Below are 22,529 nucleotides of genomic sequence, written 5' to 3' on the forward strand. Positions count from 1 at the left end.
TAACTGTTTTAAAGTTTAAATTATTAATATATATCTGCAGTTGCTAAGTTCACTGAATTTATTGAATTTAGCATTAATTCATCTTCTAAGGTGTTTATTAACGTAACTTTATCTCTTCCAGATTCTTTAGAGATATATAATTGTTTATCTGCAATTTCAATCATATAGTCAGTTGATCTAAGAGAGGAAAGGTTTCCATAGACCCCACCAATACTAACAGTAATTACAGAACTCTCATTATCATGAGTAGATTTTATTTTTAAGTCCTTAACTTTACAACTTATTAGATTACCTAGGTAAATAGCTTCATCATAGGTTAAATCCTCAGCAAGATATATAAATTCTTCTCCACCGTATCTACCACAAAAATCGTGACGGGAGGTAGAAATGTCTTTTAAACATTGAGCAATACTAGCAAGACATTTATCACCATGCATATGACCCCAATAATCATTATATAATTTAAAGTTATCTACATCTATCATAAATAAAACCATATTATTTTTATTGAGTTTAGAATATTTCCATAGTCTACTAAACATTTGGTCAATGGCATGTCTATTTGAAATTTTAGTAAGAGAATCTTTCAATGCTTTAAATCGTAAATTCTTATTCTCATTTTTCATATATTGTAGCCTTTTATTTTGGGATTCTATTTCCATTTCTAGTTTTTGATTTATTATTTTAATTTGTTCTAATTCTTCAGCTTCTATAGCATGATTACATTGAATTCTTATAATTTCTAGTTTAGATTTCATAGTAGATGAAGAAACTTCTTCTTCTGAAAGGTGGTACTGCCTGTAATATTCTAAGGCTGTTTTAAAATCTCCTAATGATTCGTAGTATTTAGAAAGCTGCAAATGTATTTTACTAAGCTTATGTTTGGAATTAAGTTCCTCAGCACAATGTATAGCTTTATTTAAATATTCTATAGCATCACCAGAAGAAGTGGAAAGCTTTAAAAAACCAATGTTAAAGTATAAATCTATGATATAAAATTTGTTACTAATGGTTTCTAAGTGTTCTAAGGATTTATTATAGTATTCCATGGCTTTATCAAACTCTTTATTTCTAAAGTGAATGAAACCAATATTATTTTCTATTTCACCTAGGAGTATAAAGTTATTAAATTCAATAGCTATATCATAGCTTTCAAAAAATATTTTTAAAGCTTTATGGTAATTATTCTTCTCTAGAAGAACTTGTCCTATATTAAATAAAATAGATGCAGATAGTGAAGTATAATTAAATTTTTTAGCTTTAGCTAAAGCTTTCTCATAATATTTCAAGGCTTTATTATATTGGGTAGTTATCCTGTGAATCTCTGCCATATTATTAAGGGAACAGGTGTGAATAAAGCTATGTTTATCATCAATACACAAATCTAGAACTCTAAGACAATTTATTAAAGAATCCTCATAAAGTCCAACGTGAAAATATGCGCAACTTAAAAGATTTAAAGCTACAACAATGCCTTCCTCTTCATTTAATTCCATAAATATATCTAGAGCATGATGACCATATTCTACCCAGTTGGCAAGATTTGATAGTGATCTGTAAATTAAAGCAAAATTAATAAAGCAATAGCCCATTGCAGATTTATTATTAAACGCTTCAGCTAATTTTAATGCTTCTTTTGTTATTTCATAAGCTTTTCTAGGATCGCTATGTACAATAGTGTTTCCATCATCAATAAGTTTAAAAAGTTCTTTTGAGTTATTATCCATACTAAACAACCTACTTTTCTTAGAATAGTTTAATTATAATTTGAATTTAAACTTATAACTGATTAACCAATGAATTTTTAACCTTGCGGTTACAATAATATAATAACATAAAATTAGATGAAAAATAATAAAAAATTATATGTTACATAAAAATTACTTAGAGAATTTAAGTAATATAAGTCTAAATAAGTAATTATATGTTACATTTAATTTACTTGTTATTAGTCACAATATTTTTTTAATCTTTCAAAATCTAGAATAACTATTTTTTTAGATGTGCTTGCTAATATTCCTTGGGATTTTAACTCATTAAGAACTCTAGTAACGGTAACTCTAGAGCAGCCGATTAAATTTCCTAATCCTTCATGGGTAAGCGGGAGACTTAGTTCAATTGGATCATTACATTTAGAATAATTATTTATAGTTTGAGCAACAATTCTACAAAGAGCAGAGCAAATTTGAGCTCGTGGTGATCTCTTTAAAAGGTCTCCCATCTGAAATAAAGAAATTTGATATTTTCTTAATATACTTTGAAGAAAATACTCATAATTTTTAGGTTTATCATTTAAATAATTATATAAAGTTTCATAATCAATAAATGAGATTGAAGTATCTTCTAATGTAACTGGAGTAATGCCTATATGAGAGTGATGAAATAAACTTTCCTCCCCATATATTTCTCCTGGTATTAAAAAAAATAAAATTTTTTCAAGACCATTTTTAGTATAGATACAAACCTTCACTTTTCCTTCAGTAACTATTGAGAGTTTACCCCCAGGAAAGTAATCTATATGCTCATTTTTTTTATAATGTTTTATAATTCCTAAAGGAGCAAGTTCTTCAAGAAAAAAGGTTCTCATTTTTTCTTGTGGAATATGTTTAAAGTATTCTTCATACATATATTAAATCATCCTTTTCAATTTAATAGAGTAATAAGTAATGTTTATGTTAAATCTTAAAAAACGTCTATAGTATAATATAATTCCTCATATTATAGGAATTATTTTTAAACTAAATTTTATTCATTAGTATTATTTTTGTTATTAATAGTAGATTCATTTTGTGGAGTAACAGTAGCAATAGTTGATAGGTTTGTACCTATAGCTTGAAAAAGATTTCCTAATAGATTAATTTCATCAGAAGTTCTATTTTTAGCTATATATAGAGAGAGAACAGCAGCTGCTACAACTAATTCTTCGGGGTTTAGATTATAAGACATAAATTCACCTTAAGAAAATAATTATTATTTTATATATTATGCAATAGAAATAGAGATGTCAATAAATTTAAATATAATTTTAGTTTATTGCAATAAAAAATCTATCAAATAAATGATAGATTTTTCTACTTGTATTATTATAGGCTATTCATATACTTTTTCCAGTCTCCATGATGAATATAGATTGCATGGGAATTAAAGTTTTTATCATTGCCATCTACGTATTTATATACATAACAATTTTCAATAGCCTTTGTTTCAAGATTTTTGACATTTATAGTAGTTCTTATATATTCATTGATTGATATATCTTCAAAGGATCTGAATCCTTCCATTTGATCTAAGGAAACTATATCTTCATAAAAATCTTTTAGTGTCATAATTTCTCCAATAACAGTATCTTCTCCATCTAGTAAAGCAGGGTATCCCTTGTGAGGAAGATGGAAAAGCTTTCCCCTTACTTCGCCTAGAGAAGCTGGAGATACTTTATTTTTTAAGTATTTATCATAGTTAAAGAAACCTTCTCTTAAGCTTCCATATACAAATACTTTTTTTTCTTCTGTTGGGTATGTCATTAGCAGATTGTACCTCCTATAGTTTTAATGTCTTCATTTCCATTATTAACTAGGGCTTCTATACAAAGCTCAAGACATTTTGAAATATCTTGAAGATTCATATAAGGTGTATTTGGCTTTGTAACCACTTGATTTGGTATATATGGAACGTGAATAAATCCACCTTTCATATGAGAGTACTTTTTATCGATAAGATAAAGTAATCCATACATTATATGGTTACAAACAAATGTTCCAGCAGTATTAGAAATTGCAGAAGGATAGCCATTATCTACCATGTTTTTAACCATTGCTTTTATAGGTAAGTTAGAGAAATAAGCATTTTCTCCATCTTCTTTAATTTTTATATCTATTGGTTGATTTCCTTCGTTATCTTTAATTCTAGCATCATCTATATTAATAGCAACTCTCTCCGGCATAACTGCAAATCTACCACCTGCTTGTCCGATGCAAATAACTGCATCTGGGTTATGATTTTTGATAGAGCTTTCAAGGGCCTCTATTGATTTATTAAAGACAGTAGGAATTTCTACCTTTATAACTTCTACGCCAGCGATATTATTAGGAAGTAATTTTACTGCTTCAAGAGCTGGATTTATAGGTTCTCCTCCAAAGGGATCAAAACCACTTATTAAAACTTTCATATATATATTTAATGAAGCATTAGCTTCATTAAAATTCACCTCCTTTAGTTATATCTTATATAAACTTTTAAAATGCTAAGAAATACATTAAAACTATGTGTGCTATTAGTAATGTCATAGCCACAGGAAATTGGCGTTTAATAATTGCATTTTTGTCGTCAATTTCTAGAAGAGCTGCAGGCATAATATTAAAATTAGCTCCCATTGGTGACATTAGTGTTCCACAATATCCAGCAGTAAGAGCTAAGGCACCAGCAACTACTGGATTAGCCCCCTGTGCAAATACAAATGGAATTCCAATACCAGCAGTGATAACTGCAAATGCAGCAAAGGCATTTCCCATAATCATTGTAAAGATAGCCATACCAATGCAGTAAGCAGCTACTCCAATTAAAAGATTTCCTTCAGGTATGAAGCTTGATATACCATTAGCAATAACAGTACCAACTCCAGCAGCTGTAAATAGTGAGCCTAATGCAGTAAGAAGTTGAGGCAAGATACTTACAGGTCCAACAGAGTCAATCATTCTAGCTCCATCCTCTAAAATGAACTTTGGATTAGCTTTTGTGATAATTAAGGTTGCAATAGTTGCTATCACAGCAGCTATACCAATAGCAGCTGTTCCGCTAATAGAGGTAAATTGTGCTATTCCTAGAGCTACAATTGCGATTACTAGAGGTGGTAAGAAAACTTTATTTTTAAGTTTTCCAGATTGAGTTTTAGCAAACTCTCCATCGAGGGGTTTGGTAGGTAGCATTTTAACTTGCTTAGAAACGGTCAAGAAACCTAAGGCTATTATTAAAATCCCAACTATATTAGCTGGGATATAAGGTCCAGCTATGAATATAATACCTAGAATTGACCAAAATATTGAAGTACCAATTCTAGCTTTATGATCTTTATTTGTAAATGTATAAACTGATAGGGAAATCATTAGGAAGCCCACTAAGGCATAAAAGATTTCCAATAAAAAATTTGATAGTGCTGCCATATCCATAATCGATTCCTCCTTTAATTATCTTTTTTAGAATATTTCTTAATTAATGATTTATCTAATAAATGATTTTGTACTAATACCATTATAAATAGTATTACAGCTATTGGGATAGAAGCTTTAGCTACATCAAGAGAATCTACTACATAGCCTTGTTCCTGAAGTGTACTGGTTATTAGAAGTACTCCTGAGCTAGCCATAAATAAGTTTTGTCCAAAGAAGTTACCATAGTTGTCCATAGCTGCAGAAGAAGCCTTAATTCTATCCTCATCTTCCTTATCAATTTCTCCAAAGTTACTAACGGCAGCACCTTGTGCCATAGGGTTAACAAGAGGTCTAACAAATTGAGGATGTCCACTCATTCTAATAGAAAGGGCAGCTGCCACTTGTCTAACTAGGGCATAGACACTTAATAGCTTTCCAGCAGAAAGAGATTTAGCATTACTTATAAGAGTTGCAGCTCTTTCTTTAAGTCCATATCTTTCACACATACCAATTACAGGTAATGTTAATATGAATAATGTTATGGCTCTTTGAGATACAAAAGTTTGTCCTAGAGTAGTCAATATTTCGTTAATACTCAAACCAGCAACGAGCCCTGTTAAAACCCCCGCAGAAAGAACCACAGCAATAGTATCGAGTTTTAACGTAAAACCAATGATAACAATTATAATACCGATTAATTTGATCATTATTATCCTTCCTCCCATGAATTTATATAATTTTTTAAAATTATACACTATTATGAAAAGTAAATATGTATACAGGTATACAAAGAACGGATAAATATTAGGTATAGATGAGGTTGATTGGATAAAAATAAAATTTAATCATTATGCATCAATAACTATTTTTATCCATATTGTATTAGTAGTTGTAGTATGATAATATTAGTCTAGTAAAATGGAATAATTAATATTTATAGCATATTTTTAGGGAGATGATAAGAGTATGGGAAAAATTATACTTACCATAGTAATAACAGTATTGATGCTCCTATTTGCAATTTTCTATTTTGGAGGTATCATATTTGTTACTTTTGCAGAAGGAATAAAGTTATTGCCAATAATTTTGCTTTTAATTGCCATAGGTATAGCAGGAGCAATTATTTATAATATGATAGAAAGAATAAAAGAAATAAAAGGGGGAGACGAAAATGATATTAGTAAATACTAATTACATTGCAGGAAAAGAGTTAGAAATGTTAGGAATGGTTAAAGGGTCAGTGGTGTGGTCTAAAAATATAGGTAAGGACATTCTTAGTGGTCTTAAAACCGTTGTAGGTGGAGAGATAAAAGGCTATACAGAAATGATGAATGAAGCTAGAGCCATATCTACAAAGCGTATGGCTGACGAAGCAGAAACTATGGGTGCTGATGCTATAGTAAATATAAGGTATGCAACAAGCTCAATAATGAATGGTACATCTGAAGTTATTTGTTATGGAACTGCAGTAAAATTTAAATAAAATTATCTGAGATAGACTGAGTCAAATAAAAAATTTTGACTCAGTCTTTATTATTTATTGCAAAAATAATGTTTTAATACGACCTTTAAAGAAGGACTACTAATATTCCTATAGCTTGTATATTATAATAATGTAATTTTAAATAGAGGCTAGAAATAAAAAATTTAAATCTTTTTGTATAAATAAGCGTATATAAATAAAGGATATTTCTTAAGATATAGGTATTAAGATTTAAAGTATGAGTAGAGAGTTAATACGTTCTTATATAACGATCTTCACTAAAGTACAACGACTTCTAAGTATCAAAAATACTGATACTTAGAAGTCTGTTAGTAAGCTTCAGTGGGAGAAAACTCCATCTTAAGCAAAGAACTCTATTTATATGAAATATGGAGGTATATATATGAAAAAGAATAAATTTAAATTGTTATGTAGTACTTTAGTTTTAACTACGGTGGTACTTTTTTCAGGGTGTAATAATATAAATGCAGGTGAAAGTGAAAAAGAGGAGGAAACTGTTGAAGTAGGAAATACAGAAAATCAAGATAATGATGAAGTTTCAGCAAGCACAGAAGATAAAGGGGGGATTATTAAAAAACCTAGTGATTTTGCGAGGGAGCTTGAGTTTAAGGATAGTTATGAAAGATCTCCATATTATAATTCAAGTAAAAAATATCCTATTATCACTATTTGCAAATCAAAAGAATGTTTAAGGGAGCATGAAGGGAAAGTAAAAGGACTTACTGTAAGTATGCTGTCATGTGTAAATGAAAACCGTGACGTAGATGCAAGCAAATATGATGATGAGTTTTTTTCTAAAAAAGCTTTAATTATTGTAACACTAGATGAATCAAGTGGATCTGTGAGGCATAAAGTAAAAAAGGTAATTAAAGAGGGCAATGAAATTTCTATAGCGATTGAGAGAATGGTTCCTGGAATTGGAACTGCAGATATGGCAGAATGGAATATATATATTGAGTTAAATACTGAAGACGTAGATGAAAATGATATAGTGAATCTTGGTTTGATTAAAGGTCTAAACTAGTTTTTAAATTTATGGTGAGCATGTAATTATATTAAGATTCATGCTCACCATTTTTTATGTAATTATTTATAGTTCATATTTCTTTTATAGTTGGAAATTATAGAAAAGGTGAATTACTTTAAAATAAATGCGCTATAAAGATGTAAAAAGGTATATAATAAAAGGTAGAGTAAATTTATTGAAAAAGGAAGAAATTTTAATTAGGAGAATTGTGAGAATGAAGTTTGATTTAGAGTTGAGAGAGATAAAGGATATATGTGGAAATGTTATTTTTAATAGAGCCATGGATATGTACCTTAGAAATAAAGTTAGAAGTATAAGGATCAATGAAAACTCTATAAATATATTATCAGTTACAGCCATAGTACAGTCAGCCTATGATGTAAATAATTATAAAACTAGTGTACTTATAAATAATAAAAATTTTAAATTATATCCCAACTGTAGTTGTGAAGCTTTTAGTCAATATCATATGTGTAAGCATGTAGGAGCTGTACTTATAAAGTTAAATAAGGAAGGTGTAAGAGGCAGGGGTATAAATATTCCTAAGTCTGGAGAAGAAGAGCTTCTTGAAACCTATAAAAGTACCTTTGACAAGGCTATTAGAGGAGTTAAGAAAGAACCTCTAAATATGGATATTACCTTAGTGGTAGAGGATGAGCACTACGGAAGTAAGAAAAAAAGTTTTTATTTAGAGTTAAAGATAGGAACTAGTAGATTATATGTGGTAAAAAATATTCGTGAACTTATGGAGTGCATGTATACAAGTGGTGGAACTATTAATTTTGGAAAAGAGCTTCAGTATAATAACACTAAATATATGTTTAAAGATAAGGATCAAGAAATCATGAATATTATAAAGGAAATTTATGATTTAAATTTAGAAGTAATGAATAGGGTATATACTAATCGTTCTGTATTCTTTAGTGGGAAAAGGGTATTTCTTTCAGAAGGACAACTTAAAAATATTCTAACCATTAAAAATGGGAAGACTATCAATTTAGATTATAAGGGAGAGCATTATAAAGATATAACTGTTTCATTAGGAAACATGCCTACTAGTTTTTATATGTTTATGAAGGGAGAAAATCTAAATATAGATATGAATGGTGAAATCTCACAGGCCATTTGTGAGAATACAGGACTTTATTATTTAAATAATACTTTATATCTATTGTCTGAAAAGGAAAAAAGTGATTTTACTCCACTTCATAGAGCATTTATGAAATCAAAAAATAATACTATATCCTTTAAAAAAAGTAGTATTAATGATGTGGCAAATTTTCTTCTACCTAAATTAAAGAGTATAAGCCCCATTGTTATTAAAGATGAAAGTGTAAAGGAACTTATAAAGGAGGAGCCTTTAGTAACAGAATTTTACTTAGATAAGGATAAAGATAGAGTAACTTGTGATGTGAAGTTTAATTATGGAGAAGAAAGCTTTTATTATAATTTAGAAAATGAAAGTAAAAATATCAAAGAAGAAAATCAACAATTATTAAATGAAAAAGAAGTGGGCGTATCTGAAGATATTAGTGAAGATATAATTATTAGAGATTTAGTGAAGGAAAGAAAGACTATAGAGAAGCTTAATGGACTTGGATTTAAAAATATAGATAAAAGTTTTTATATTGAAAATGAAGATGAATTAGTAGAGTTTTTAACCTATGGTGTGGAGGAATTAGCTGAGGTAGGAGAGGTTTACTACTCTGATAGCTTTAAGGAGATAAAAATATTAACGCCTAAATCCTTTAATTCTAGCATTAGATTAAATGATTCAGATCTTTTAGAGTTTAATTTTAATATTGAAGGAATTTCTAAAGAAGAATTGAAGGCAACTTTAACTTCAGTTAAACAGAAGAAAAAATACTATAAACTAAAGAATGGTTCTATAATTCCACTTCAGGGAAGTGAATTTAAAGATATTTATTCTGTTATTGATAACTTTGATATATCAATTTCAAAGTTAGCTAGTGGAAGTGTAGAAATACCTAAGTATGCATCCTTATATATAGATGAAAAGATCAATAAGGGGGCATTGAATTTTGTTACAAGAAATAAAGGCTTTAAAAATCTTATAGATAATATAAAAGATGTAAAAAGTAATGAATATAAGGTTCCAGAAGAACAAGGTGAAGTATTAAGAACTTATCAAGAAATTGGATTTAAGTGGTTTAAGACCTTATCTCAATGTGGATTTGGTGGAATTCTAGGAGATGAGATGGGACTTGGTAAAACCCTTCAAGCTATAACATTTATAAATTCAGAAAAACAAGAAGGAAATTTGAGAAATAAGGCACTAATTGTATGTCCCACTTCATTAGTTTATAACTGGGTTATGGAATTTGAAAAATTTTCTAAGGGTCTAAGGATTGTAGCTGTAAGTGGAAATAAAGCAGAGCGAGAAATATTAATAGAAAACATAGAGGAGTACGATGTAATAATTACGTCTTATGCATTAATAAGAAGGGATTTTGAATATTATGAGAAGATGAAATTTGATATTTGTATTATCGATGAAGCACAATATATTAAGAATCCAACTTCTTTAAATGCAGAATCTGTGAAGTCAATTCAAGCTAAGAGTAAATTTGCTATGACAGGAACACCAATAGAGAACTCACTTACAGAACTTTGGTCTATTTTTGATTTTATAATGCCTGGATATTTAAAAACCCATGGAAAGTTTAATAAAAACTTTGAATTGCCTATAGTAAAAGAAAAGAATGATAAAGCTTTAGAGGAATTATTGAAGCTTATAAAACCATTTATTTTAAGAAGATTTAAAAGGGATGTAGCTCTTGAACTACCACCAAAGATAGAACATAAAATAGTGGTGGACATGACTTCAGAACAGAAAAAACTATACTATTCTTATGTAGATGCCTATAAAGAAGAGATGGAGCAGGAAATAAAGGAAAAAGGCTTTAACAAAAGTAGGATGAAGATACTGTCACTTATTACTAGACTTAGACAAATTTGTTGTGATCCCGCTTCCTTTATAGAAAATTATAAAGGTGATAGTGGAAAGTATCATGCTCTTTATGATATTTTAGAAGAAGCTTTAGAGAATAATCATAAGGTACTATTATTTTCTCAGTTTACTACAATTCTAGGGAGTATAAGAGAAAAGTTAAATAAAAAGGGCATAAACACTATGTATTTAGATGGTTCTGTTCCATCTAAAGATAGGATGAATTTAGTTAAAGAGTTTAATGAGGGGGAATCATCAGTATTTTTAATTTCTTTAAAGGCTGGGGGAACAGGAATTAATCTTACATCAGCTGATATGGTAATACATTTTGATCCATGGTGGAATCCAGCAGTGGAAGAACAGGCTGAAGATAGAGCTCATAGAATTGGACAAAAGAATACTGTGGAGGTAATAAAACTTATAGCCAAGGGAACTATAGAGGAGAAAATTTACAATATACAAGAAAAGAAAAAAGAAATCATAGATAAAGTAATAGATGGAGAAGAACATACGGAATTGACCTTATCTTCTATGAATGAAAAGGAACTAGAAGAGTTATTTTCATAATGAAATTCTATATGAAAAGTGTTTACTACAGCGTATTTTAAGAAGATAATTACCAATTAATTATATTTAGATAATGAAATTTTTAGCTTGTCGAAATAAATCATTGAAAATATAAGGGATATGAAGTATAATTATATTGTGAAGAATAGTGTTTAGATATAAGGTACTTAAAGTTTACAACATGAGAATTTAAAGGTTAAGAATTATCTTAGCCATAATTATATGTTATGTAATAAATATATTAAGATGTATTTTGCAAGGTTAAGATTTTTCTAACCTTGCATTAGTACTTAAATAGACAATTTAATTTAGAAGGGAGATACTACATGGGTAGACAAAATGCACTAGGTGAAGAAAAAATCACAAAATTATTACTTAAGTTTTCTATACCAGCCATCATTGGGATGTTGGTTAACGCACTATATAATATTATAGATAGAATGTTTATAGGACACATTCCAGAGGTAGGAAATTTAGCAATTACAGGTATTGGAGTAACTATGCCAATATCAACTATTATATTAGGCTTTGGTATGTTAGTTGGAATAGGTACTGCTACTACTATTTCCATTAGATTAGGACAAAATAAGAAAGAAGAAGCAGAGAAGATTCTAGGAAATGCTTTTACTTTAATTATAATCATTAGTTTAGCTATAACAGCTATAGGATTAATCTGGGGAAAGGATATACTAAGAATGTTTGGAGCTAGTTCAAACACCCTAGTATATGCTGAAGAATACATGCAGATTATATTTATAGGTACTATATTTAACATGTTAAGTTTTGGACTTAACCATACCATAAGAGCTAGTGGAAGTCCTAATATAGCCATGGCATCTATGCTTATAGGTGCAATTACAAATATAATTCTTGACCCAATATTTATATTTACATTAGGAATGGGAGTTAAAGGAGGAGCTATAGCCACAGTAATAGCTCAAATTGCTTCAGCTATATGGGGAGTAAGTTTCTTTTTAAGGGGAAATGCTAATCTTAGAGTTAAAGTTAAAAACTTTAAGCTAGAAAAAAAGTTGATACTAGCTATATTTGCTATAGGTATGTCGCCATTTAGTATGCAAATTGCTGCAAGTATAGTTCAAGTAATATCAAACAATGCTTTAAGGAGTTATGGTGGAGATTTAGCCATAGGAGCAATGACTATAATAAGTAGCATAACTATGATAATTCTTATGCCGATTTTTGGATTAAATCAAGGAGTACAGCCTATTATTGGATATAATTATGGAGCTAAAAAATATGATAGAGTTAAGGAGGCTATAAAGTATCCTCAAATAGCAGCTTTAATTATTGCTACCATAGGATTTTTAATGGTAGAACTTATTCCAGGAGTTTTAGTAAAGTCATTTAACTCAGATCCACATCTACTTTCAATAACAAAGTATGGAATGAGAATTTTCCTTTCTATGATTATTTTTGTAGGGCCGCAGATTATAAGAACTAATTACTTCTCTTGTATTGGAAAAGCTAAGAAATCCATGTTCTTAAGTTTATTAAGACAAGTAATACTTTTAATACCATGTATTATAATTCTTCCTTTGATACCACTTCCTAATGGAGAAACTCTTGGATTAACAGGAGTATGGTTGGCGGGGCCAACTAGTGATTTTATATCTGTTATAATCACTAACTTTATCTTTAAACATGAAATAAAGAAGTTAGATAATCCTAACTCAGAAGATGGAGAAGTTATGGGAGAGGCCATTTAAGTTTCTCAACTTAGATAAATGAAAAAACTGTTAGCATAATAGTATGTTAACAGTTTTTTTATATTAAAAAGTCTTTATATTTTAATTATACGTCGTGTAGCTTTTAAACTATAGAAATACCACCTTCAACAAGAATATGTTGAGAAGTTACGTAGCTAGAAGCATCTGATGATAGATAAATAATTGTTCCATTAAGTTCACCTTTTTTACCTGGTCTTCCAGCAGGAGAAATAGCATTGTAAGCTCTAAGAAAAGGTTCATGCTTAAAAAGAGTATTTTCTGTCATCTCAGATTCAAAAAGGCCAGGACCTATAGAATTAACTGTAATATTATCTTGCATATAGCTTGCAGCCATACCCATAGTTAAGCCTCTAACAGCTGCTTTAGAAGTATTGTAGGAGTGACGGAAAAGAGAAGGATCTTTGTCTGCAATAACAGCATTTATAGAAGCTATGTTAACAATTTTACCATATTTCCTGTCTCTCATATGAGGAACTACATATTTACTCATTAAGAAAATTCCCTTAACGTTAATGTCCATAACTTTATCCCAAGCTTCAACAGACATGTTTTCAACAGAACCTGCAGTTGCAACTCCTGCGTTATTAAGAAGGATATCAATTTGTCCAAAGTGCTTAATAACTTCGTCTATTGCTGCTATAACACTTTCTTCATTAGCAACATCACATTGAACAGCTAGAGCTTTTCCACCATTATTTTCAATTTCTTTAACTACATTATCAAGTTTATCTTTTCTTCTTGCAAGTAGTGCAACACTAGCTCCATATTCAGCATAAGCTCTAGCGGCATCAGCTCCTAGTCCACTAGAAGCACCTGTAACTATAGCAACTTTACCAGTAAGATTGAATAAATTGTTCATAACATCAAATCCTTTCTAAAATATAAATCTCTTGTAAATATTATCAATAAACAAATATTATTAATAGATATTTACTTGCTATAATAATATAGTAGCATAACTTCAACAAATTGTAAATTAATTAATTATTTAACAAGGTGCTTTAATACTAATTTATAATTAGTATTATGCTAATCTGAGAGATTAATTGTCATGCAGTTGTAGATTTATCATACAAAATATTCTATAATTTTAATATACTCTCAAGTATAAGACGTTAGTCTTGAGGAATATGAATGATTAATATTTGTAGAGCTAAAGTAGAGGAAGAAAGTATTTTAAGTAATATTGCTATAAATTCGGAAGCATATTGGGGTTATGGTGAAGAATATATGAAAAGTTATAAAAACACTTATGGTGTAAGTGAAAACTATATAAAGGAGGAGTAGAATTGAAATTAAAAAATAAAACTTTTTTAGGAATCTGCTTAATACTATTATTATGCAGTTTTAGTGGTTGTACATTGGATACAGGGAAAGCAGATGTTTATGATAATAATGAAAAAATTGCAAAAGATGGAGATAGCTATAGCTATGTAGGTAGGAATGAATCGGGTTCTAAAAATGAAATTACCGTTAAATATGGGAAGTTTTCAGGAGCAGATACAATTTGGAATATAGAATCAGAGGGACAAAGTGAAATTACCATTAAATATGATTCAAAGGTTGAAAGTGGTGATTTTAAAGGGGTTTTAATTAGTCCAGAAAAACAGGTGGAGGATATACTAGTAGGCACTAAAACTGGAGAAAGAACAATAAAATTAATAGAGGGAAAATATAGATTTAAATTTGTAGGAAATAAAGCAAAGGGAAAGATTGAAATTTCAATTAAAACTGAAGAGGATGAACAGGTTAAGATAAGAAAAGTAGATAATGACTAATATTAAATCGTTTATAAGGGACATATGAAAATAATTAAGTTAGAAATCTTAGTTAATTTCCATATAGTCCTTATTTATATTATTACAGTTATACTAACATAGAAAATTCATTATATAATTCTATTCTGATATTAAAGAAATCTTTTGTTTTATCAATGGTATTATCTTATTTACATTTTCTTTACCAGTATATATCACACGGATAACACCTTTTCCTTTACAAGCATAGATTTCGTATCCATCACTTGTTTTATGAACAATTAAAAGATCTAGCTCATCATCATGTAAAATAGGAGGCGTAGTATCATCCGTTCTTGAGTCATCACCATCCTCCCATAATTCTAAGAGTAGTTTTTGGGACATGGATTTAAATCTTACTTGATATACTTCATTATTTAGTATAGCATCATGAGATTTTAAATAGGTTGTAGTAGGATTAGTCATTATAGCCCCCATTTCAAAACTAGTATACTTTAATGGAGCAAAAAAGGTTTTTTTCAAATTGTAGTGACGTTCATAATTAACTTCCTCAGAAGTGGAAATTGGAGTTTCTTCTAAGGTTTCTGAGTTTTCTATTTCCTTTAGTCTTATAATTGCCATGGAAGTCGTATCATCAGGAATAGTTTTTTCATCATCATAACCTGTAAACAATGATGTGAAGGTTAAAACTACTAAAGTTATTGAAAGTAGAATTAGACAAGAACTAATAAAAATAGATACTATATAATTAGACTTCCAAGGTGCATTATGATCCACAGAAGTTCCTTGTAAAGGGCACTTTCTAAGTTTGCCTATATATATAATTTCAAACAATCCATTAATAAAGGTTGAAATAATTATTAATTGGGAAAGAAGTTCTAGAAAACTCATATTTACTAAAACACTAACGTATCTTTTATCAATAAACATAGGGATAACTGCATAAAATGCAAATAGAATTGCAAAAGAAATAAGAAGTTGTGTTAAAGCTTTTTTATAAAAGGGTTTTAATAGCTGTGCATATTCTTCGGGGATAATATGAACCTCTGTGGTATTGAATTCATAGGGTGATGAGAAAATATGAAAATTGTTATAGTTTGTAACATATTCCCATCCATGAGCTTTATACATTCTAATTTGTTCTTCTCCCAATTCATTCTTTTCCTTAGACATTTCTATTCTATAGTACATATCCCTAGGTTCATCTTTATTAAATTTGGCGAAATATTTCCCCATTTTTTCTATGAAAAGTCCTCTTTTAGCCATGGAATTAAGCCAGCTTTCGGTAACACCAATTTTCCAAGGAGAGCCTGGTTTAAATTTATAAACAGATTTACTCAAAATTAAATCCTCCTAAAAACATGGATAATATATTACATATTAAATAAATTATACCAGTAAATTTGATAGAAGTTAATCTAAAGTTAATGAAAGTCTATTATTGTTCTTAAAAAATTATGAGTTTATGAAATGTACATTTATTATTTCAAATTTCTTAATACTTTTTTAGACAAATAAGTAAATCTGTATAATTACATTTTAATTGTATTAAACTATAATAATAAATAAGCAATCTTCATTAATTAATTTAACTAGAAAGTTGAGGTAATTATTATGAGTAAAAAATCAAATAAAAGTAGCATAAATCCTTTAGTGGCTATAGGAGCTATAGCAGGGGCAGCAACAATAGCTACTTTAGGAGCTAAAAAACTTAAGAACAAATCACAAAGTCAAGAGACGGAAATTGAATATATAGATCATTCAGGAAAACAAGTTTACTTTGTTGGAGGAGGTTTAGCTTCTTTAGCAGGAGCAGCTTATCTTGTACGAGACTGTAATTTTAAAGGCGAAAACATTCATATTATAGAGGGAATGCAAATTCTTGGTGGTAGCAATGATGGTGCTGGAGATGTACAAAATGGTTTCCTATGTCGTGGTGGTAGAATGCTAAATGAAGAAACTTATGAAAATTTTTGGGAACTATTTTCAAGCATTCCATCTTTAGATATGGTAGGTAAAAGTGTTACAGAAGAAATACTTAACTTTGACCATTTACATCCAACTCATGCTCAAGCTCGTTTAGTAGATAAGTATGGTGTAATTCAAGATGTAAAAAGCATGGGATTCAACAATGAAGATCGTATGGCTCTTGGTAAATTAATGATTACTCCAGAAGAAAGTTTAGATGATATGACTATAGAGCAATGGTTTAGTCATACCCCTCATTTCTTTGAGACTAACTTCTGGTATATGTGGCAAACAACCTTTGCTTTCCAAAAATGGTCTAGTCTGTTTGAATTAAAGCGTTATATGAATCGTATGATTTTTGAATTCTCTCGTATAGAAACACTAGAAGGAGTTACTCGTACACCATATAACCAATACGAATCTGTGATTTTACCAATAAAGGCATATCTAGATGAACATGGAGTTGATTTTAGTATAAATGCAACGGTAACAGATTTAGATTTTAGACCAGGTAATGAAATTACAGTAACAGCTATTCATGTAGAAGATGGAAATGGAGAAAGAGTTATTGAACTAAATGAAGGTGATGTTTGTATCATGACTAATGGTTGTATGACTGATAGTGCAACTTTAGGTGATCTTCATACACCGGCAGCTTTTGACCCTAGTGCTCCAATCTCAGGTGAGCTTTGGAGAAAAGTTGCTAATAAAAAACCAGGACTTGGTAATCCGGATCCTTTCTTTAATCATCCGGATGAAACTAACTGGGAAAGCTTCACTGTAACTTGTAAAGGAAATAAACTATTAAAATTAATAGAGCAGATTTCTACTAATATTCCAGGTAGTGGTGCTTTGATGACTTTTAAAGATTCTAATTGGTTAATGAGTATTGTAGTTGCAGCTCAACCACACTTTAAAGCTCAAACAATGGATACAACTATTTTCTGGGGTTATGGGTTATATACAGATAAAGTTGGAGATTATGTAAAGAAACCAATGCGAGACTGTACTGGTGAAGAAATGTTAATAGAACTTTTACATCATTTACATTTAGAAGATCAGATAGATGAAATTATGGAAGATGTGGTGAATGTTATTCCATGCATGATGCCTTATATAGATTCTCAATTCCAACCTCGTAAGATGTCTGATCGACCAAAGGTTGTACCAGAAGGATCAACTAACTTTGCTATGATTAGTCAATTCGTTGAAATACCAGAGGACATGGTATTTACTGAAGAATATTCAGTACGTGCAGCAAGAATTGCAGTATATACTTTATTCAAAGTGAAGAATAAGAAAATCTGTCCGGTAACTCCATATAAAAAGAATCCTAGGATACTAAAAGAAGCTTTAAAAACTTCTTATAGATAAACAGATTATCCATAGTTCATTAATGGTTATTATGGATAAAAACTTCCACTAAGTCAAAAAAACTAGTAGCTTCATTTGTGCTAAAGCTACTAGTTTTTTATGTTAATATATTTATATTTGAATATGGTATTAATATCCTATACAATAAAATAAAGGAATGAGACTGGGACGAGAGAATTTATTTTATATGAAAGTAGTGATACGAGTGAATGATATTATCTTAATAGCAAAGCATTATTTTAAAGGGTTATCAAAAGAAAATGGTCTAACTACCAGTAAAGTTAGAGCGTTTTCATCAAAGCTATATAAAACTATAGAAGATAAAAGTATTGATAATATTTTTAATATATGTGAACAATTACTTGATGAACATAAATGGGAATTAGGGGTTATTGCATACGATTGGGCTTATAGAGTTAGGAATCAGTATAATAATGACACATTTTTTGTATTTGAAAGTTGGTTAAAGAAGTATGTTACAGGCTGGGGAGATTGTGATGATTTTTGCACACATGCCTTTGGAGAATTATTAAGTCAAAATAATGAACTATTTAAATATGTGATAATTTGGACAAATCATCCAAGCTTTTTTGTGAGACGTGCAGCTGCTGTTATCTTAATTTATCCTATTAAAAAAGATAAGTATCATGGAATCAATCCTTACATAATTTCAGATATGCTTATGAAAGATGAACATCATCTCGTATTGAAAGGGTATGGCTGGATGCTAAAAGTGCTGTCACAGGTTGAAAAGGATAAGGTATATGAGTATTTATTAAAGAATAAAAATATTATGCCACGAGTAGCTTTTAGGTATGCTTTAGAGAAGGTTGATGAAGAAACTAGAAGAAGATTGATGATGAGTTAATATATATTACTATTATTGATAAGGTTATTATACTTAAAATATAAATTTTTAAATCATATTTTTATTTGTTGACATTATCACTAATTAGTGATAAATTTAGATTATGAAAGATATAAAGAAATTAATTAAAGAAAATAACTTAGACCTATCAACTTTAGTCGTATTTACTAGAGCAGAGCATGAAATTCATAAAAGGGAGTTTCAAACTATAAAGGAAACTGGACTTACAGTTGCTCAGTTTGGAGTTTTAGAGGCCTTATACAATAAGGGAGACTTAAAAATATATGAGTTAATAGAAAAAATATTAACTACTTCTGGTAATATAACTGTGGTTATAAAAAATTTAGAGAAGGAAGGATTAGTAAAAAAGATTATAGATCCAGAAGATAAGAGAGTTGCTATAATCTCTATAACAGATAGGGGGAAAAAAATTATTGAAGACATTTTTCCAAAGCATATTAAAAATATTAATAGGATCTTTAGTGTTTTAACGGATGAAGAAAAAATTATATTAAAAAGTATATTAAAGAAATTTAAAAACTTGTAATGAGTTTTTATAAAAATTTATCACTAATTAGTGATAAAATGGAGGTTGTTATGTTAAAGAGAATAGATAGTAATAACATGGGGAAAAGTAACTACGGATGGTTAAAAGGAAATTTTCATTTTTCTTTTGCAGAGTATTTTAAACCAACAAATATTAATTTTGGTGTGCTTAGGGTACTAAATGATGAGGTTATGAAGGCTAATTCAGGATTTGATATTCATCCTCATAATGACATGGAGATTATAACTTACATTGTAAGAGGAGAATTAACTCATGGAGACAGTATGGGCAATATTGGAAGCTTAGAGAGAGGTCAAATGCAATATATGAGTGCTGGCACAGGAGTATACCACAGTGAATTTAATCATAGCAATGAGGATTTAAGGATTCTTCAAATATGGATTATGCCTGATAAGAAAGGATATAAACCTAATTACGGAGATTATAGATTTAATTGGAGAGATAGAACCAACAATTGGCTCCACATGGTATCTGGCACTTTAAAGGATGTACCTATAAATGTTCATCAAGATATAAATGTGTATGCAACTTATTTAGAAAGGGATAAAGAGATATACTTTAATGTAAATAAAGGAAGACAGGCATACTTAGTACAAATTGAAGGTAACTCAGAAATTAATAATGTGCATTTAAATGAACAAGATGCCTTAGAAATAGTTGAAGAAAACATTAAAATTGAAGCTAATGAAAACTCACATTTAATTGTAATAGAAATGAATAAAACAGAAGCACTATATATATGATAACTACAATATAAAATTTAAGAACAAAAATAAAATTATGTCTTGTGTGATGATATATACAAGATAAAAAAGGAGAGAAAGATATGAGTAAAGTATTATACATTAAAGCAAATATTAAGAAGGATGGAGAATCAAGAACTTTTAAGGTATCGGATAGTTTTATAGAGGAGTATAAAAGTAGTAATCCTAATGATGAAATAATTACTTTAGATCTATATAAAGAAAATATAGATTTTCTAAAACCAGAGGATTTAGGAGAAATATTTGGAGCTAAAAATGAAGAAAGTAGGAAGCACCCAATTCTAAAATATGCATATCAATTTGCAGAAGCAGATAAATATGTAATTGCAGCACCAATGTGGAATTTAAGTATTCCTGCAATTTTAAAAGCTTATATAGATTATGTAAGTGTTACAGGAATAACATTTAAGTACACAGCAGAAGGGCCAGTTGGACTTTTAAAGGATAAAAAAGCTGTACACATTGTATCTAGAGGAGGAGAATATGGGGATGCACCATATGAAATGGGGGATAGATATTTAAGAACAATCCTAGGATTCTTTGGAATTCAAGATATGAAGACTATTGCTGTAGAAAGTTTAGATGTTGTTGGGGCAGATGTTGAAGGGAAAGTTGAACAAGGAATAAAAGTAGCTAAGGATACTGCCAAGTTGTTTTAAAATTATATGTGTTAAAAAGCCATAATTAGTTTTATGGCTTTTTTATATGGATTAAATATTAATAAAAAAAGAAATGTATTTACTTTATTACTCTACCATGGTAAAGTAATAAAGTAGTAGATTATAATTAAGTGGGGGGGATAAGCAAATGAGTAAAATATTAAGAAATGTAATAATCTATGGAATTATTGCAGTAATGGCATTATCAATAGCAGGATGTAACAATAAGTCACAGGATGCAATGGATAAGGAAACGCTTATAATTGGTTTTGATGATACTTTTGTTCCTATGGGATTTAAAGATAATAATGGAGAAATAGTAGGTTTTGATATTGATCTTGCAAAGGAAGTATCAAAAAGAATAGGTAAACAAGTAACATTTCAGCCTATTGATTGGTCTATGAAAGAATCAGAACTTAACTCAGGAAAAATAGATCTTATATGGAATGGTTATAGTATAACCAAAGAAAGAAAAGAAAAGGTGAATTTTACAAATCCCTATCTGGAAAATAGACAAGTTATAATAACTTTAGTGAATTCAAAAATAAATAGTAAAGTTGATTTAAAAGGTATGAATGTTGGAGCACAAAATCAATCTAGTGCAGTAGATGCAATAAACAAGGAAGAGGAACTTTTAAAAACCTTTAAGGATGGTAAGGTTTATACCTTTGAAACAAATAATGAAGCATTAATGGATTTAGAAGCAAAAAGAATAGATGCTGTTGTAGCTGACGAGATTTTAGCAAGATATTATATAAACAAAAAAGGTGAAGGTAAATTTAAAATATTAAATGATGATTTTGGAGATGAATCTTATGGTGTTGGTATACGAAAAGGTGATGAAGAATTGCTTGAGAAGCTTAATGAAGCCTTTGAGGATATTAAAAAAGATGGTACAGCTAAGAAAGTTTCCGAAAAGTGGTTTGGAAAAGATATAATTAAATAGGAGTGTATTTATATGAATAATTTAATTACCCTATTACCACAAGTATTCCAAGGATTAAAAGTAACCATTGAGGTATTTATATTAACCCTTGTAATTTCAATACCTCTTGGAATACTAGTTGCGCAGGGACGATTATCTAAAAATAAAATATTGAACAAAATAACAAGCGGGTACATTTTAATTATGAGAGGAACCCCTCTACTCCTACAAGTTGTATTTATATTTTTTGGTTTACCTATTATAGGGATAACCTTTAACAGATTTCCCGCTGCTATATTAGCATTTACTCTTAATTATGCAGCATATTTTGCAGAAATATTTAGGGCTGGAATAATTTCTATAGAGGAAGGACAATACGAAGGAGCTAAGGTTCTTGGCTTTTCTCAAAAATACATATTTTTTAAAATAATTCTTCCACAAGCTATTAAGAGAATACTTCCTGCTCTGGCAAATGAGATTATTACACTTGTAAAGGATACTGCATTAGTGTATGTAGTTGGATTAGACGAACTACTAAAAGTTGGTAAAATAGCATCTAATACAGAAGCTTCTCTTATGCCCCTTTTAATAGTAGGAATGATATATTTACTTTTAATTGCATTATTTGGTGAAATCTTTAAAAAGTTAGAAAAAAGGTATAGTTACTATCAATAGAGGAGGGTAT

At 29.4% G+C, this 22,529-nt stretch carries 23 protein-coding genes; 14 read left to right on the top strand and 9 right to left on the bottom strand.

All coding sequences use genetic code 11. The features are described from left to right. Window positions 1-23: 23 nt before the first annotated feature. The 7 genes from B3Z56_RS04000 to B3Z56_RS04030 form a co-directional block, all read right to left on the bottom strand. A complete protein-coding gene (locus B3Z56_RS04000) occupies window positions 24-1,727 on the bottom strand; it encodes a tetratricopeptide repeat-containing diguanylate cyclase (protein WP_346878291.1) in 1,704 nt (567 codons plus the stop codon). A gap of 221 nt (window positions 1,728-1,948) precedes the next feature. Then, entirely contained in the window at window positions 1,949-2,626 is a 678-nt protein-coding gene (locus tag B3Z56_RS04005; RefSeq protein ID WP_346849110.1) for a Crp/Fnr family transcriptional regulator, read from the bottom strand. A 119-nt stretch (window positions 2,627-2,745) separates the two neighbouring features. Next, window positions 2,746-2,946 (bottom strand): hypothetical protein, encoded by a 201-nt coding sequence (locus B3Z56_RS04010; RefSeq protein ID WP_346878292.1) that lies wholly within the window; start codon window positions 2,944-2,946, stop codon window positions 2,746-2,748. Window positions 2,947-3,083: 137 nt separating this feature from the next. Continuing rightward, window positions 3,084-3,521, bottom strand: a complete 438-nt coding sequence (locus B3Z56_RS04015; RefSeq protein WP_346877979.1) for a gamma-glutamylcyclotransferase family protein — start codon at window positions 3,519-3,521, stop codon at window positions 3,084-3,086. Further along, entirely contained in the window at window positions 3,521-4,165 is a 645-nt protein-coding gene (gene pcp / locus B3Z56_RS04020) for a pyroglutamyl-peptidase I (RefSeq protein ID WP_346849107.1), read from the bottom strand. Before pcp ends, B3Z56_RS04015 begins: the two co-directional genes overlap by 1 nt. A gap of 67 nt (window positions 4,166-4,232) precedes the next feature. After that, the gene (locus B3Z56_RS04025; RefSeq protein WP_346877978.1) at window positions 4,233-5,162 is read right to left on the bottom strand and encodes a DUF979 domain-containing protein; all 930 of its coding nucleotides are present in this window, start codon (window positions 5,160-5,162) and stop codon (window positions 4,233-4,235) included. A 14-nt stretch (window positions 5,163-5,176) separates the two neighbouring features. Then, on the bottom strand, window positions 5,177-5,848 hold the full coding sequence (locus B3Z56_RS04030) for a DUF969 domain-containing protein (RefSeq protein ID WP_346878399.1): 672 nt from the start codon (window positions 5,846-5,848) through the stop codon (window positions 5,177-5,179). Between the two features lie 262 nt (window positions 5,849-6,110). Here B3Z56_RS04030 and B3Z56_RS04035 point away from each other — a divergent pair, with 262 nt between their 5' ends. From B3Z56_RS04035 to B3Z56_RS04055, 5 genes are all read left to right on the top strand, one after another. Further along, window positions 6,111-6,335: a hypothetical protein gene (locus B3Z56_RS04035; RefSeq protein WP_035131633.1), complete on the top strand. Its 225-nt coding sequence runs from the start codon at window positions 6,111-6,113 to the stop codon at window positions 6,333-6,335. After that, entirely contained in the window at window positions 6,316-6,627 is a 312-nt protein-coding gene (locus tag B3Z56_RS04040; protein WP_035131635.1) for a YbjQ family protein, read from the top strand. The genes B3Z56_RS04035 and B3Z56_RS04040 overlap by 20 nt, the downstream gene beginning before the upstream one ends. Window positions 6,628-7,030: 403 nt before the next feature. Beyond that, complete coding sequence (locus B3Z56_RS04045) at window positions 7,031-7,672, top strand: hypothetical protein (RefSeq protein WP_346878293.1); 642 nt, start codon at window positions 7,031-7,033, stop codon at window positions 7,670-7,672. A gap of 217 nt (window positions 7,673-7,889) precedes the next feature. Then, window positions 7,890-11,213: a DEAD/DEAH box helicase gene (locus tag B3Z56_RS04050; RefSeq protein ID WP_346878294.1), complete on the top strand. Its 3,324-nt coding sequence runs from the start codon at window positions 7,890-7,892 to the stop codon at window positions 11,211-11,213. 326 nt (window positions 11,214-11,539) lie between these two features. Then, on the top strand, window positions 11,540-12,940 hold the full coding sequence (locus B3Z56_RS04055) for an MATE family efflux transporter (protein WP_346849103.1): 1,401 nt from the start codon (window positions 11,540-11,542) through the stop codon (window positions 12,938-12,940). Window positions 12,941-13,043: 103 nt separating this feature from the next. Here the strand turns inward: B3Z56_RS04055 and B3Z56_RS04060 are convergent, their stop codons facing one another. Further along, the gene (locus B3Z56_RS04060; RefSeq protein ID WP_346849102.1) at window positions 13,044-13,820 is read right to left on the bottom strand and encodes an SDR family NAD(P)-dependent oxidoreductase; all 777 of its coding nucleotides are present in this window, start codon (window positions 13,818-13,820) and stop codon (window positions 13,044-13,046) included. A gap of 275 nt (window positions 13,821-14,095) precedes the next feature. Between B3Z56_RS04060 and B3Z56_RS04065 the strand changes: the two genes are divergently transcribed. Together B3Z56_RS04065 and B3Z56_RS04070 are read left to right on the top strand one after the other, a co-directional pair. Next, window positions 14,096-14,248: a hypothetical protein gene (locus B3Z56_RS04065; RefSeq protein ID WP_346877975.1), complete on the top strand. Its 153-nt coding sequence runs from the start codon at window positions 14,096-14,098 to the stop codon at window positions 14,246-14,248. 2 nt (window positions 14,249-14,250) lie between these two features. Next, window positions 14,251-14,739: a hypothetical protein gene (locus B3Z56_RS04070; RefSeq protein ID WP_346877974.1), complete on the top strand. Its 489-nt coding sequence runs from the start codon at window positions 14,251-14,253 to the stop codon at window positions 14,737-14,739. A gap of 120 nt (window positions 14,740-14,859) precedes the next feature. Here the strand turns inward: B3Z56_RS04070 and B3Z56_RS04075 are convergent, their stop codons facing one another. After that, a complete protein-coding gene (locus B3Z56_RS04075) occupies window positions 14,860-16,059 on the bottom strand; it encodes a DUF2812 domain-containing protein (RefSeq protein WP_346878295.1) in 1,200 nt (399 codons plus the stop codon). A gap of 273 nt (window positions 16,060-16,332) precedes the next feature. Between B3Z56_RS04075 and B3Z56_RS04080 the strand changes: the two genes are divergently transcribed. The 7 genes from B3Z56_RS04080 (at window position 16,333) to B3Z56_RS04110 (ending at window position 22,519) form a co-directional block, all read left to right on the top strand. Continuing rightward, window positions 16,333-18,060, top strand: a complete 1,728-nt coding sequence (locus B3Z56_RS04080) for an oleate hydratase (protein ID WP_346849098.1) — start codon at window positions 16,333-16,335, stop codon at window positions 18,058-18,060. 187 nt (window positions 18,061-18,247) lie between these two features. Then, window positions 18,248-18,928, top strand: coding sequence for a DNA alkylation repair protein (locus B3Z56_RS04085; RefSeq protein WP_346849097.1), 681 nt, complete (start codon window positions 18,248-18,250; stop codon window positions 18,926-18,928). 103 nt (window positions 18,929-19,031) lie between these two features. Continuing rightward, on the top strand, window positions 19,032-19,475 hold the full coding sequence (locus tag B3Z56_RS04090) for a MarR family transcriptional regulator (protein ID WP_346878296.1): 444 nt from the start codon (window positions 19,032-19,034) through the stop codon (window positions 19,473-19,475). Between the two features lie 50 nt (window positions 19,476-19,525). After that, window positions 19,526-20,239: a pirin family protein gene (locus tag B3Z56_RS04095; RefSeq protein WP_346878297.1), complete on the top strand. Its 714-nt coding sequence runs from the start codon at window positions 19,526-19,528 to the stop codon at window positions 20,237-20,239. 83 nt (window positions 20,240-20,322) lie between these two features. Next, the gene (locus B3Z56_RS04100; protein ID WP_035131655.1) at window positions 20,323-20,919 is read left to right on the top strand and encodes an NAD(P)H-dependent oxidoreductase; all 597 of its coding nucleotides are present in this window, start codon (window positions 20,323-20,325) and stop codon (window positions 20,917-20,919) included. 148 nt (window positions 20,920-21,067) lie between these two features. After that, on the top strand, window positions 21,068-21,865 hold the full coding sequence (locus tag B3Z56_RS04105) for an amino acid ABC transporter substrate-binding protein (protein ID WP_346849094.1): 798 nt from the start codon (window positions 21,068-21,070) through the stop codon (window positions 21,863-21,865). Window positions 21,866-21,877: 12 nt separating this feature from the next. Then, window positions 21,878-22,519, top strand: a complete 642-nt coding sequence (locus tag B3Z56_RS04110) for an amino acid ABC transporter permease (RefSeq protein WP_346878298.1) — start codon at window positions 21,878-21,880, stop codon at window positions 22,517-22,519. The last annotated feature ends 10 nt before the right edge of the window (window positions 22,520-22,529 follow it).

Origin of the sequence: Clostridium sp. UBA7791 (assembly GCF_002480755.1) — a bacterium.
Classification (GTDB): domain Bacteria; phylum Bacillota; class Clostridia; order Clostridiales; family Clostridiaceae; genus Clostridium_J; species Clostridium_J sulfidigenes.